We start from the raw sequence: 12,940 nt of genomic DNA on the forward strand, positions 1-12,940 counted from the left end.
TCAGGCCTTGAAAGCCGCTTAACAGAAATGTCCAACTTTACGGGGTCACTTCATAGTTGTCGGCTTTTCATCTATCAATTCGATTGAGAAATTGTCAATTAGTTTAAGAAATTATAAATCGCTTTCTGAAATGTGCGTCTAATTAAAAAGACGATTAGCTTGGTTGATAGCCCGTATCTTCTAGAGTCGGATTCTCCGCTGCATTTCGCGCTAAATCATCACACATTTCGTTTTCTCTGTGTCCCGCGTGTCCTTTTACCCAGCGCCAATCAACGCTATGGCGAGCGGTTTCTTTATCGAGCCTTTGCCACAGATCGGCATTTTTAACCGGTTTCTTGTCGGCTGTTTTCCAGTCACGCTTTTTCCAGTTATGAATCCACTGTGTGATGCCTTGACGCACGTATTGGCTATCTGTGGTCAGAATCACAGAGCAAGGTTCTTTGAGGGCTTGGAGAGCAACGACAGCGGCGAGCATTTCCATACGGTTATTGGTTGTTAGCGTGAAACCTTCTGCTAGCGTCTTCTCGACTTTTTTGTAGCGAAGTACGATGCCATAGCCGCCGGGACCAGGGTTGCCTAAACAAGAACCATCAGTGAAAATTTCAACTTGTTTCGTCATGATTTGATACTATTACCTCAAGCACATTATCGGCATAGTCTGACACAGTTATCCTTATGAATACCAGTAGCACTCCAGAACAAAGCACGAACGAAAAAAACAGTTCGAACGAAAATAAGCGCATTGTTGTACTCGATACCGAAACCACCGGTATGAATACAGAAGGTGGCCCTCACTATATGGGTCACCGCATCGTTGAAATTGGTGCAGTAGAGATCATCAACCGTAGGCTGACCGGGCGTCATTTCCACGTCTACATCAAGCCCGATCGTGCGATTCAAGAAGAGGCGATTGGCGTTCACGGTATTACCGATGAATTCTTGATTGATAAGCCTGAATACCAAGACATTCATAAAGAGTTTCTCGACTTTATCAAAGGTGCGGAGCTGGTGGCTCATAACGCGCCCTTCGATACGGGCTTCATGGACTATGAGTTTGAGAAGCTCAACCCAGCGATAGGTAAAACGGATGACTACTGTAAAGTTACCGATACCTTGGCAATGGCGAAGAAGATATTCCCAGGTAAAAGAAACAACCTAGATATCTTATGTGACCGTTACGGTATCGATAACTCGCACCGTACTCTCCACGGCGCATTGCTCGATGCGGAGATCCTAGCCGACGTCTACTTATTGATGACGGGTGGTCAAACTTCGCTGCAATTTAACGCTGGTCAACAGGAAGGCGAAGCCGAAAGCATACGAAGAGTAGAAAGTGGTCGAAAATCCCTAAAGGTTTTACGAGCTACGGCCGATGAAGTAGAAGCGCATCAAAGTCGTTTAGATCTCGTCGAGAAAAGCGGAAGCTGCCTCTGGCGTCAGTAGGGAGAAAGTATGTTAAGGGTATTGGCTACCGGTTGCTTATTGCTGTTAAGTTTTGGCTTACATGCAGCAACAGAATCCGTTATGAGTTTATTGGACAACCGTTTTAGAGTTGATCCCAGTATTGAACAAGTCACCTTTGTGATTTATCGAGCCGATAACTCTAAACCTGTCGTTTTGGTTCGCCCTGATGGCAAGAAATACTACTCTTGGCGCAATGCTGATAATGTCCGTTGGTACGAAGAATCGTCCATGGACATTATCTCTATCGACAATCCGATGCCCGGCCCTTGGCAAGCGATAGGTAAAGTTTCCCCTAAGAACAATATCAAGCTGCTGTCTCATCTTGTTTTGGATGCTAATGAGTTCTCAGATAAGTTGTATCAAACAGAGCGCATCAAATTTACCGCTCGACTGACTTCTGATGGCAAGCCGCTGGTGCTGCGCGATTTTCTCGATCGCGTGAAGCTTAAGGTTACCTTTACTAAGTTTGTTGAAAACGAAGAGTCTTTGGTGAGAGAAGCGCGCCCGGTGCCGGTTGTGATGGGCGAGTTTGCCGATGATGGCGCTGATCTTGATGAAAAGGCCGGAGATGGTGTGTTCACTGTCTCTTTGCCAATTGATATCGAGCCCGGTAAATACCGAGCGCGTATTACCTCTGGTAATGGCGTGTTCCTGCGAGCGCAAGAGCAAGAAGTCTTGGTTTACCCAACACCGATCACTAGCACTTTCATTCAATCACGAAAAGAGGGTTTACCTCATACTATTGTGGTGTCTGGTGAACAGGGGATGATCGCACCGAGCTCGTTAGCGGTTCATGTTGAGCACAAGGCTCCTGATGAATATGTGATGTACAAGCAGGGGCAAGCTGAAGTCGACGCAATGAAAGTCGCTTTAGAGGTGCCTTATAATGGCGATTTAGGAATTTATAATTGGTCAGGGATGGTTTATGCCACTGATGCTTCAAGTCAGCGCCCGCTGATTTTTCCAATTACCGAGCAGTCGTACAGCGTTGTTGAAGATATCGACTTAGCAGAGTCACGACGTCTTCAAGAAGAAGCTCTTGCTGAACAGAAGCGTATCGCAACAGAGTTGATGATCCTTCAAAAACGTGAAGATGACAGACAGCGCAGTATGATCATTATTGCGGTGGGTAATGTGGTCGCTATTCTATTGGGCTTATTGATTTGGTTTGTGGTTCGTAAGGTCAAGGCGAAGAAAAAAGCGTTACCTGAGATGCAGCTCAAGGCGCCCAAGTAACTCGCTTAGATGATTAGATTGTCTAGAGAGAATAAGCTGCTAGATAAAGCATTGGAATTTGTGGCAACGAAATCATGAACAAAAAAACGGGACTCATAGTAGTCCCGTTTTTGTTTCTTTTTCTGGCCTTAAGCGACGTTATCAATCGATTGGTCTGGGTACTGAGATTTTGCTGCAAGCTCCTCTGGTGAGAAGTCATCCACGTTAATCGTGTACAGTCTATGTTCCTCAGCGCTAATCAGAAGATTTGCTTCGTCTTGCGTTAAGATACCTTTCTCAAGTCCCAACTGAGCAACAAGATCAAGTCGTAAGAAGGCACGTTTTTGATGTGTCTCTTTGCAGACTTTGTCGAACAGAGGTTCAGCTTGAAGAATCACTTCTAGCGCTTTTTCAATCTTACCTACTGGGTTGTATTCCGTCGCTTCTAGGTATTGGCCGCGACCTATACGAGAGCGTGTTTCGCTTGGTGTTTGTAGAATGTGCGCAACTTTGCTATCGAGCTTGTCGTTTGGAGCACGACGGATACGACCAAATGGCATTAGCACAACACGAAGCAGACGACCAATCACAGGGTTAGGGAAGTTCGCTAAGAATTCATCAATCGCCACTTCAGTCTGACGTAAGCTATCTTGCATCCCCCAATGTACTAACGGTAGATCTTCAGCGTGGCTGCCTTCACTTTCAAAGCGCTTCAACGTTGCTGAACCGAGGTAAAGTTGACTTAAGATATCACCCAGTCTTGCTGATAAACGTTCTCTACGCTTCAGTGATCCGCCTAGAACTGCCATTGAAATATCAGACAGTAGCGCTAGGTTTGCACTGTAGCGGTTTAGCTGTTGGTAGTAACGCTGTGTCTGTTTATCTGTTTTATTTGAAGGTGTTGGCGCATCAGAACCACGACCATCGGTTAAACCAAACCACAAGCTGCGGACTAGGTTGCTCATCGTAAAGCTAACGTGCCCTGCTAACGCTGAATCAAACTTATCAAGCGCATCGCTGCTTTCAGAATAAGCCGCTTCCATTTCGTTCAGTACGTAAGGGTGACAGCGAATCGCACCTTGACCATAGATGATCATTGAACGAGTCAGGATGTTTGCGCCTTCAACCGTAATCGCGATAGGCGAGCCTTGGTAGCCACGAGCTAGGAAGTTCGATGGGCCTAAACAAATGCCTTTACCACCGACGATATCCATCGCATCAATGATGCTGCGCTGGCCACGGTGAGTACAGTGGTACTTAACGATTGCAGAGATAACCGAAGGCTTTTCACCAAGGTCGATGCCCGCAACGGTTAGGTTACTTGCAGCGTCCATTACATAAGCGTTACCTGCAAGGCGTGCAAGTGGCTCTTCAACCCCTTCCATGCGGCCAATAGGCTGTTTGAACTGACGGCGGATACGAGCGTAAGCGCCAGTTGCAAGCGCGGCAGACTTGATGCCACCAGTTGAATTTGAAGGCAGTGTGATACCACGACCAACCGACAGGCACTCAACCAGCATACGCCAGCCTTGACCGGCCATTTTCTGACCGCCAATGATGAAATCGATAGGCACGAAGATATCGTCGCCTTGCGTCGGGCCATTTTGGAAAGGTACGTTTAGTGGGAAGTGGCGGTTGCCAATCTCTACGCCTTTTAAATCCGTTGGGATAAGCGCACAAGTGATACCAAGATCTTTTTGATCACCAAGCAGGCCATCCGGGTCACGAAGTTTAAAAGCTAAGCCTAATACCGTCGCGACAGGCGCGAGAGTGATGTAACGCTTGTTCCAAGTTAGGCGCATGCCGAGTACTTCTTCGCCTTGCCAGTCGCCTTTACAAACCACACCGTAATCTGGAATAGAGCCAGCGTCTGAGCCAGCTTCTGGGCTAGTTAGTGCGAAACAAGGGATCTCTTTACCTTCCGCTAGGCGAGGCAGGTAGTGGTTTCTTTGTTCTTCTGTACCGTAGTGTTGTAAAAGCTCACCAGGGCCTAATGAGTTAGGTACGCCAACTGTCGATGACAATACACTAGAAACGCCTGTTAGCTTCTGTAGAACCAAAGATTGAGCGTAAGCTGAGAACTCTAAGCCGCCGTATTTTTTCTTGATGATCATGGCGAAGAATTTATGGTCTTTCAGGTATTGCCATACTTCTGGTGGCAAATCAGCAAGCTCATGAGTGACTTGGTAATCATTGACCATTTCACACACGATATTTACTGGACCATCTAAAAACGCTTGCTCAGCTTCAGAGAGTTTCGGGTCAGCAATGTTCTGAAGTTTCTTCCATTCAGGTTTGCCTTTGAACAGCTCTGCTTCCCACCATACTGTGCCGGCTTCTAGTGCTTCTTTTTCTGTCTGAGACATCGCCGGTAGAACTTTCTTAAATAAAGAGAGTGCTTTTTGGCTGATCAGTGTCTGACGAATGGTCGGTACAGCAAAGATCGCAACGGCTAATAGATAGCAAAGCCAGCCGGTAACAGCCACGCCGCCAAGCAGTGTTAATGCTACCATTGCGCCGGTTAATACAACTAATGCACGTACCAGACTAACTCTATGGTAAAGACAGACGCCTAAGATGGCGGTCATGCCGAGTAGGGAGAGCAATATGTTCATGATCGATTTCCTTTTCAGAGATCACTTATTGTTATTAAGTTTTAGGTAAGAGGTCTAACCAGTTAAGTGTAAACAAAATATTAAATATTTGTAAAACTCCAAGGTGAGTAAAAAGTGATCTCAATAGAGTTAAAATTCTAATTGTGAGAGGTTGGTGGCGAATATTTGGACGGATTTACAACGACAAGTTAATTAAGGTGGCAATCTTTGGGCTTAAGTGTCGACACTATTTCATGTTTGTGGGTAAACTCAGGTAAAAGAGGGAAAAACCCTCAGCTCTCATTTCACGTACCTTAAGTTGCGTAAAAAAAATATAAGAGATAAGCCTTATGTACCAAGACCTAATCAAAAGTGAATTGAACGAAGCTGCTGACGTTCTTAACAAGTTCTTGAGTGATGATCACAACATTGCTCAAATTGAAGCGGCTGCAAAACTGATTGCTGACTCATTCAAACAAGAAGGCAAAGTGCTTTCTTGTGGTAACGGTGGCTCACACTGTGATGCGATGCACTTCGCGGAAGAGCTAACAGGCCGATACCGTGAAAATCGCCCGGGCTACGCTGGCATTGCGATTTCAGACCCTAGCCACTTATCTTGTGTGAGTAATGATTTTGGCTACGACCACGTGTTTTCTCGCTATGTAGAAGCGGTGGGTCGTAAAGGTGATGTGTTGTTCGGTCTGTCGACTTCAGGTAACTCTGCCAATATTCTAAAAGCGATTGAAGCGGCTCAAGCGAAAGGCATGAAGACGATTGCATTGACGGGTAAAGATGGCGGTAAAATGGCGGGTTGTGCGGATATCGAAATCCGAGTACCACACTTTGGCTACGCAGATCGCATCCAAGAGATTCACATTAAGATCATCCACATTGTGATTCAGCTTGTCGAAAAAGAGATGGAATAATAGTTTTACAGACATTTGGAGCCCAGCTTTTTGGCTCCATTGGTTTTAATAGGGAGTAGATTAAACCATGTGTGAATTGCTCGGTATGAGCGCGAATGTGCCAACTGATATTTGTTTTAGCTTTACTGGTCTTATGCAGCGTGGAGGCAACACTGGCCCGCATCGTGATGGCTGGGGTATTACCTTTTATGAGGGAAAGGGTTTTCGTACCTTCAAAGATCCGAATCCGAGCTGTGAATCTAAGATCGCTGAGTTGGTTCAAAACTACCCAATTAAAAGCCAAGCTGTTGTCAGTCATATCCGTCAAGCCAACCGTGGTGGCGTTAATCTAGAAAATACACACCCTTTTACCCGTGAGCTTTGGGGGCGATATTGGACCTTTGCTCACAATGGTCAATTATCAGATTACGATGATCTGGTGAGTGGGCGTTTTAGACCTGTCGGCGAAACGGACAGTGAGCTCTCTTTTTGTTGGCTACTGAAACAACTAGAAGAACGTTTTCCTGAACCACCTCAAGACATGGAAGGCATGTTTCGTTTCGTGGCTGAGTGTTGTGACAAGCTACGCGAGAAAGGCGTATTTAACATGTTATTGAGTGATGGTGAGTATGTGATGACTTACTGTACTAACCATTTGTACTGGATAACCAGACGCGCACCTTTTGGTAATGCGAGCCTGATTGATGAAGATGTTGAGATAAACTTCCAAGAAGAGACTACGCCAAATGATGTGGTGACGGTGGTAGCAACTCAACCTCTTACGGACAATGAAGAGTGGTTTAGAATGAAGCCGGGCGAATATGCGCTGTTTCATTTTGGTGAGCTGATTGGCAATAACCATCAAGCGTTGGAAGATGTCGCTTATGCGCCGAAGAAGGTAGCAAGCCAAGCGCCAACTGAACCATTGAGCTGAGCTAAGTATCCCGAATAGTATTATTTGAACCGTATAAAAAAGGCCGCTTACTGCACTAACCAGTCAGTAAGCGGCCTTTTTGTTTTTCAGCAATTTGTTGTCTGAGAGTCGTTTGACGAATTACTCTTCTGCGTAACCGTGTTTACCTAATGCTTTACCGTCTAACACAGCCTGTCCATTGACCATTGATAAACGGTCTTCCGCGAACCACTTGCAGACCATAGGGTAAATGCAGTGTTCTTGAGTCAGCACTCGGCTTGCCAACATATCAGCATCATCATCTTCAAATACCGGCACCTTAGCTTGCAAGATCACAGGGCCGCCATCGAGCTCCTCGGTAACAAAGTGGACGCTAGTACCGTGTTCTTTGTCTTGCGCATCAATGGCACGCTGGTGGGTGTGTAGGCCTGGGTATTTCGGCAACAGAGAAGGGTGGATGTTGACCATTTTCCCTGCATAGTGACGAACAAACTCTGAACTCAGGATTCGCATGTAGCCAGCGAGTACGATTAAATCTGGCTGGTAAGCATCGATCTGAACCATCAATTCATGGTCAAACTCTTCACGTGAACCAAAGTCTTTTGGATTCACTGAATGAGCGTCAACACCTGCGGTTTTCGCTCGTTCTAATCCAAAAGCCTCTGCTTTGTTTGAGAAGACAGCTTTAATCGATGCATCAATCATATCGCTATCGCAGGCATCTAAAATAGCCTGTAAGTTACTTCCGCTTCCTGAAACTAACACAACGATGTTTTTCTGAGAGTGACTGGTTTTATTTGAGTGATTGTTTTTCATAGAGTGGGTCATACGATTGATTAACTGAATTGTTTACAATGTACCTACATAAACTAAGGTTTTCTGCGGGCTAAATAGCAAAATGAGGACCATTAGGTCCTCATTGATTAACTAAGTAAGTGAGCGTATCACTTATTTAATTTCAACTTGCTCTTCGCCAGCTTCAGCGTTTGCGATCTCACCGATAACCCAAGCGTTTTCGCCTTCAGCTTTCAGTAGTTCAACAGCAGCGTCTGCTTGATCTTTAGGTAGAGCAACAACTAGGCCTACACCACAGTTGAAAGTGCGGTACATTTCGAATGTCTCCACGTTACCTTTCTCTTGTAGCCAGTTGAAGATAGCAGGCCATTCCCAGCTCTTGCCATCAATGACTGCTTTAGTACCTTCAGGAAGTACGCGTGGGATGTTTTCCCAGAAACCACCACCTGTGATGTGTGAGATAGCATGAATGTCATGCTCTGCAATCATCTTAAGTGCCGATTTGATGTAAATCTTAGTTGGTTCTAGTAGGTGCTCACCGATAGTGCGACCTTCTAGTTCTTCACTCTTATCAGCACCAGAAACTTCTAGGACTTTACGAATTAAAGAGTAACCGTTTGAGTGTGGACCACTTGAGCCAACAGCGATAAGTGCGTCGCCTGCTGCTACTTTAGTGCCGTCAATGATGTCCGCTTTTTCTACAACACCAACACAGAAGCCAGCTACATCGTAGTCGTCGCCTTCGTACATGCCTGGCATTTCAGCAGTTTCACCACCGATAAGTGCACAACCAGCTTGAACACAACCTTCAGCGATGCCAGAAACAACGTCTGCTGCTGTGTCTACATCTAGCTTACCTGTTGCGTAGTAGTCTAGGAAGAATAGAGGCTCACCACCTTGAACGATTAGGTCGTTCACACACATTGCCACTAGGTCGATACCAATGGTGTCGTGTTTTTTCAGATCCAAAGCAAGGCGAAGTTTAGTACCAACACCATCAGTACCTGAAACAAGTACTGGCTCTTTGTATTTCGTTGGAAGTTCACATAGGGCGCCAAAGCCACCAATACCGCCCATTACTTCAGGGCGACGAGTGCGTTTAACAGCACCTTTAATACGGTCTACTAGTGCATTACCTGCGTCGATATCAACACCAGCGTCTTTGTAGCTTAGAGAAGAAGTATTACCACTCACGGGATAGTCCTCGAACTTAAGTTGGATGTGAAAACGGCGCTATTCTAACAGGGCTTGAATATGAAGAGCAAACGTTTGCGCGGTTTTTTTTATTAGAATAAAGATTCTGAAATAACCTTAGAGTTCGTGTATAATCTACAGGTTTGTTTAAATATTGCCGGAGTTGGAAATGAAAGTTGTTGAAGTGAAACACCCGCTAGTAAAACATAAAATTGGCCTGATGCGTGAAGGTGAGATTAGCACTAAGCGTTTTCGTGAGCTAGCGACAGAAGTGGGTAGCCTTCTAACATACGAAGCGACATCAGACTTTGAAACTGAGCGTGTGACGATTAACGGTTGGAACGGTCCAGTAGAAGTTGACCAAATTAAAGGTAAAAAAGTAACGGTAGTGCCAATCCTACGTGCTGGTCTAGGCATGATGGACGGCGTTCTTGAGCACATCCCAAGTGCACGTATCAGCGTTGTTGGTATCTACCGTGACGAAGAAACACTTGAGCCAGTACCATACTTCAACAAGCTTGCATCTAACATCGATGAGCGTATTGCTCTAGTGGTAGACCCAATGCTTGCGACAGGTGGTTCTATGATCGCGACTATCGACCTGATGAAAGAGAAAGGTTGTAAGCACTTTAAGATTCTTGTGCTTGTTGCTGCTCCTGAAGGTATCGCTGCTCTAGAAAAAGCGCACCCAGATGTTGAGCTTTACACGGCTGCAATCGATGAGAAGCTAAACGACAAGGGCTACATTGTTCCTGGTCTTGGCGATGCTGGCGATAAGATCTTCGGTACTAAGTAATTCGGTTTCAGCTTAAGTGACTCTAAACAGTTCCTTAACTCGCTGAATTAACGGTATTAATAAAAAGGGAGAGCATTCGATGCTCTCCCTTTTTTGATCTTGTTAGGTTGTGATTCTTTGGAATCTAGCCTTACCGACTCATTAATCGATTTGAGCTTTATCTACCACAGTGTTGTCACCTAGCTCTTCTGGAAGTACTAGGTTAAGTAGAATCGCAACGATACCGCACAAGCTTACGCCCTGTAGGCTAAAGTCACCGATACCAAAGGCCATGCCGCCAATACCAAAGACTAAAGTAATGCCCACAATCACAAGGTTACGTGATTTGTGTAGGTCAACATTGTTTTTGATTAGCGTGTTAAGACCAACGGTTGCGATAGAGCCAAACAGTAGAATCATGATGCCGCCCATTACTGGAACCGGAATCGTTTGAAGTAGTGCGCCTAGCTTACCAACTAATGCAAGAACGATGGCAGTAACTGCAGCCCAAGTCATGATCACAGGGTTGAATGCTTTGGTAAGCATTACTGCGCCTGTTACTTCACTGTACGTAGTGTTTGGCGGCGCGCCCAGCATTGAAGCGGCAATGGTTGCCACACCGTCGCCAGTAATAGTGCGGTGTAAACCTGGTTTTTTAAGGTAGTCTTTACCGGTCACGTTAGATATCGCAAGCATATCACCTACGTGTTCAACGGCAGGTGCAATCGCGACAAATACCATAAAAAAGATAGCGTTGATGTTGAACTCTGGCGTTGTGAAGTTTGGCAGTGCTAACCAAGATGCTTGCGCTACTGGAGTGAAGTCTACCGCGCCGTATACCAAGCTGGTGATGTAACCCGCAACAATACCACCGAAGATTGGCAGTAGCTTAAGGAAGCCTTTTGAAAACACACTGATGACAATCGTCACTAACAGTGAAATCGAAGAGATCCACAGGGCAGCGTCTGCATCAACAAGCTGAACCGCACCATCGCCTGTCTTACCTAGCGCCATGTTAACTGCAACAGGTGCAAGACCTAAACCGATAACCATGATCACAGGGCCAACAACGACTGGTGGAAGCAGTTTATGGATGAAGCCAACGCCACGAACTTTAATTAACGCGCCCATTAGTACATACACAACACCTGCCGCCATTAGGCCGCCCATGGTTGCACCGACACCCCAAGTTTGAATACCAAACATGATAGGCGCGATGAATGCAAAAGAAGATGCTAAGAAGATTGGCACTGAACGGCGTGTAATAAGTTGGAATAAAAGGGTACCGATACCTGCGCCAAAGAGTGCAACGTTGGGGTCAAGTCCTGTTAGTAGCGGCACGAGTACAAGCGCACCAAATGCTACAAACAGCATTTGCGCACCTTGCAGAGCATTTTTCATGTTATGTCCTTAAAATGGTCGTTATATGAAAAGCGAAAAATAAAATTCGCGGGATTCTATCACTTGGCAATCGATTGCTACACCAAATAGATCAAATTTATTTATCTTAGTGATGTTTTATATCCATCTAAGCCCTAGAAATTCAGTTTATAAGTGAGCGATTTATCATGGCCAGGTGATATTTTGTGGTTATTAAACACAGTGGGCGCTATCGACCTTGCCCCTCAATCCATAGTTGCTTATCATCTAGGCACAAGATTTGAATATTAGGATCAGTATGCGCTACATAGCATTGTTGTTGATGGGACTATTAGCCTCTCCGAGTTATGCCTTAACTCAAGTAGATATTTTTAGTGCTGAAGTTGCGATTAACGCTGAAGACAAACAGCCAGAACAAGTGGCAAGAAATACAGGTATGGAGCAGGTATTGATACGTGCGACTGGCCAAACTGATGTCGCTTCGAATGAGACGATTCAAAAGGCGATGCGCAAGAGTTCGCAGTACATGTCTCAAATGAGTTTTGGCGAAAGCAATGACCAATCAACATTGCGTATGCGTTTTAACGGTGCTCAAATCCGTTCTCTGTTGACTCAAGCACAGTTACCTTACTGGCCTGACACGCGTTCAAACATCCTTGTTTGGCTTGTGGAAGAGGACAACTACGACAAGAACATCGTATGGGAACACTCTAACTCACAGTTAGCAGCTAGCTTACAAGCTAACGCAAAAGAGCGTGGCTTGCCTCTAACGCTGCCTGTGGGTGACTTTGACGATATTACGGGTATTGCGACTTCTGATTTGTGGGGTAGCTTTGTTACGCCAATCAGTAAAGCGAGTCAGCGTTATCCTGTTGATGCTGTGTTGGTGATAAAGGCTCAATCTTCAGGCCTACGTTGGGCTCTATACGATCAAAAGCCAAGTCAATTGACGAGTGCACCAACATCGCCTGTAAGTGGTTCACTATCGGGTAACAGCGACACGACTTCTAAGAAGTTAGTTGACCAAATCAGTAACTACTACGCAGGCAAAAGTGCTGTGACGGTAGCGAGTGAGTCATCAGAATCGATTTTAACGCAGTTTATTAGCCTGAATAATGCTCAAGACTTCTTCCAGTTAGAGAACGCACTTAAGCGTCTAAACTCGGTGGCAAGCCTAGATATTCTGAAGATTCAGAACAACGAAGTCACTTTCCGAATTCACTTATTGTCGACTCAACAAGAGTTTGAGCAAGAAGTAGCAAGTATTCGCCAAGTTGCGAAGGTTGAAGAATCTTACATTGAGCCTGAAGTGAGCCCTGAATTTGAAACTCAAGACAACACAATGTCTGTAGGTGATGATTCAACAGACGCTGCTGAAGTCGTTGGTGACGAAACTGACTCAGGCGTACAAGTGATTAAGGGCAACGAGGTATCTGAGGATGCTGAGCTAACGAATACGCCTGACGCAACGTTAGAGGATTCTAGTACAGAAGATCTAACCATCACTGCGCCAGTACATGCTAAGCCAAGCTTGGTATACGAGTGGGTTCGCTCATAATTGTCAGCTGACATGACTGATTGAAATGAAAACTTGAAAAAAGCCCTGCAAGAGCAATCTCGCAGGGCTTTTTGTTTGTAAGCGGTCAGTTTAAAGGTTCATCGCGGCTTTCCGGGGAAAGCCGCTTTTATCTTCAAGAAGAAGTAG

General features: G+C 45.4%; 11 protein-coding genes. 6 read left to right on the plus strand and 5 right to left on the minus strand.

Features of this window, described 5'->3' with window-relative positions; all coding sequences use genetic code 11:
* Positions 1 to 154: 154 nt before the first annotated feature.
* Positions 155 to 619, minus strand: a complete 465-nt coding sequence (gene rnhA, locus AB6E78_RS22215) for a ribonuclease HI (RefSeq protein ID WP_017060723.1) — start codon at positions 617 to 619, stop codon at positions 155 to 157.
* 56 nt (positions 620 to 675) lie between these two features.
* Between rnhA and dnaQ the strand changes: the two genes are divergently transcribed.
* Both dnaQ and AB6E78_RS22225 read left to right on the plus strand, forming a co-directional pair.
* The gene (gene dnaQ / locus AB6E78_RS22220; protein WP_017060722.1) at positions 676 to 1,443 is read left to right on the plus strand and encodes a DNA polymerase III subunit epsilon; all 768 of its coding nucleotides are present in this window, start codon (positions 676 to 678) and stop codon (positions 1,441 to 1,443) included.
* Positions 1,444 to 1,452: 9 nt separating this feature from the next.
* Entirely contained in the window at positions 1,453 to 2,700 is a 1,248-nt protein-coding gene (locus tag AB6E78_RS22225) for a TIGR03503 family protein (protein ID WP_372112396.1), read from the plus strand.
* Between the two features lie 128 nt (positions 2,701 to 2,828).
* Here AB6E78_RS22225 and fadE read toward each other — a convergent pair whose 3' ends face one another.
* Positions 2,829 to 5,294 carry an acyl-CoA dehydrogenase FadE gene (gene fadE / locus AB6E78_RS22230; RefSeq protein WP_029235127.1) on the minus strand — a complete coding sequence of 822 codons (2,466 nt, stop codon included), beginning with the start codon at positions 5,292 to 5,294 and terminating at the stop codon, positions 2,829 to 2,831.
* Positions 5,295 to 5,623: 329 nt separating this feature from the next.
* On the opposite strand from fadE, the gene lpcA reads away from it, so the two are divergent.
* Positions 5,624 to 6,199: a D-sedoheptulose 7-phosphate isomerase gene (gene lpcA, locus AB6E78_RS22235; RefSeq protein ID WP_017063379.1), complete on the plus strand. Its 576-nt coding sequence runs from the start codon at positions 5,624 to 5,626 to the stop codon at positions 6,197 to 6,199.
* A 67-nt stretch (positions 6,200 to 6,266) separates the two neighbouring features.
* A complete protein-coding gene (locus AB6E78_RS22240) occupies positions 6,267 to 7,112 on the plus strand; it encodes a class II glutamine amidotransferase (protein WP_372112394.1) in 846 nt (281 codons plus the stop codon).
* 120 nt (positions 7,113 to 7,232) lie between these two features.
* On the opposite strand, the gene purN is transcribed toward AB6E78_RS22240, so the two are convergent.
* Entirely contained in the window at positions 7,233 to 7,907 is a 675-nt protein-coding gene (gene purN, locus AB6E78_RS22245; protein ID WP_372112393.1) for a phosphoribosylglycinamide formyltransferase, read from the minus strand.
* Positions 7,908 to 8,039: 132 nt separating this feature from the next.
* A complete protein-coding gene (gene purM, locus AB6E78_RS22250; RefSeq protein ID WP_008222945.1) occupies positions 8,040 to 9,080 on the minus strand; it encodes a phosphoribosylformylglycinamidine cyclo-ligase in 1,041 nt (346 codons plus the stop codon).
* 169 nt (positions 9,081 to 9,249) lie between these two features.
* Between purM and upp the strand changes: the two genes are divergently transcribed.
* Positions 9,250 to 9,876, plus strand: a complete 627-nt coding sequence (upp, locus tag AB6E78_RS22255) for a uracil phosphoribosyltransferase (RefSeq protein WP_017060716.1) — start codon at positions 9,250 to 9,252, stop codon at positions 9,874 to 9,876.
* A 141-nt stretch (positions 9,877 to 10,017) separates the two neighbouring features.
* Here the strand turns inward: upp and AB6E78_RS22260 are convergent, their stop codons facing one another.
* Positions 10,018 to 11,256 carry a uracil-xanthine permease family protein gene (locus tag AB6E78_RS22260; RefSeq protein ID WP_017060715.1) on the minus strand — a complete coding sequence of 413 codons (1,239 nt, stop codon included), beginning with the start codon at positions 11,254 to 11,256 and terminating at the stop codon, positions 10,018 to 10,020.
* A 277-nt stretch (positions 11,257 to 11,533) separates the two neighbouring features.
* Here AB6E78_RS22260 and AB6E78_RS22265 point away from each other — a divergent pair, with 277 nt between their 5' ends.
* The gene (locus tag AB6E78_RS22265; protein WP_017060714.1) at positions 11,534 to 12,793 is read left to right on the plus strand and encodes a DUF2066 domain-containing protein; all 1,260 of its coding nucleotides are present in this window, start codon (positions 11,534 to 11,536) and stop codon (positions 12,791 to 12,793) included.
* Positions 12,794 to 12,940: the final 147 nt, after the last annotated feature.

This window comes from Vibrio sp. 10N.247.310.98 (genome assembly GCF_041467395.1).
In the GTDB taxonomy this organism is placed as follows: Bacteria; Pseudomonadota; Gammaproteobacteria; order Enterobacterales; family Vibrionaceae; genus Vibrio; species Vibrio crassostreae_C.

What these genes read in the sequence shown, in the direction of transcription:
- rnhA (WP_017060723.1), bottom strand. Translation starts at nt 619, where the DNA reads ATGACGAAACAAGTTGAAATTTTCACTGATGGTTCTTGTTTAGGCAAC.
- dnaQ (WP_017060722.1), top strand. Translation starts at nt 676, where the DNA reads ATGAATACCAGTAGCACTCCAGAACAAAGCACGAACGAAAAAAACAGT.
- AB6E78_RS22225 (WP_372112396.1), top strand. Translation starts at nt 1,453, where the DNA reads ATGTTAAGGGTATTGGCTACCGGTTGCTTATTGCTGTTAAGTTTTGGC.
- fadE (WP_029235127.1), bottom strand. Translation starts at nt 5,294, where the DNA reads ATGAACATATTGCTCTCCCTACTCGGCATGACCGCCATCTTAGGCGTC.
- lpcA (WP_017063379.1), top strand. Translation starts at nt 5,624, where the DNA reads ATGTACCAAGACCTAATCAAAAGTGAATTGAACGAAGCTGCTGACGTT.
- AB6E78_RS22240 (WP_372112394.1), top strand. Translation starts at nt 6,267, where the DNA reads ATGTGTGAATTGCTCGGTATGAGCGCGAATGTGCCAACTGATATTTGT.
- purN (WP_372112393.1), bottom strand. Translation starts at nt 7,907, where the DNA reads ATGAAAAACAATCACTCAAATAAAACCAGTCACTCTCAGAAAAACATC.
- upp (WP_017060716.1), top strand. Translation starts at nt 9,250, where the DNA reads ATGAAAGTTGTTGAAGTGAAACACCCGCTAGTAAAACATAAAATTGGC.
- AB6E78_RS22260 (WP_017060715.1), bottom strand. Translation starts at nt 11,256, where the DNA reads ATGAAAAATGCTCTGCAAGGTGCGCAAATGCTGTTTGTAGCATTTGGT.
- AB6E78_RS22265 (WP_017060714.1), top strand. Translation starts at nt 11,534, where the DNA reads ATGCGCTACATAGCATTGTTGTTGATGGGACTATTAGCCTCTCCGAGT.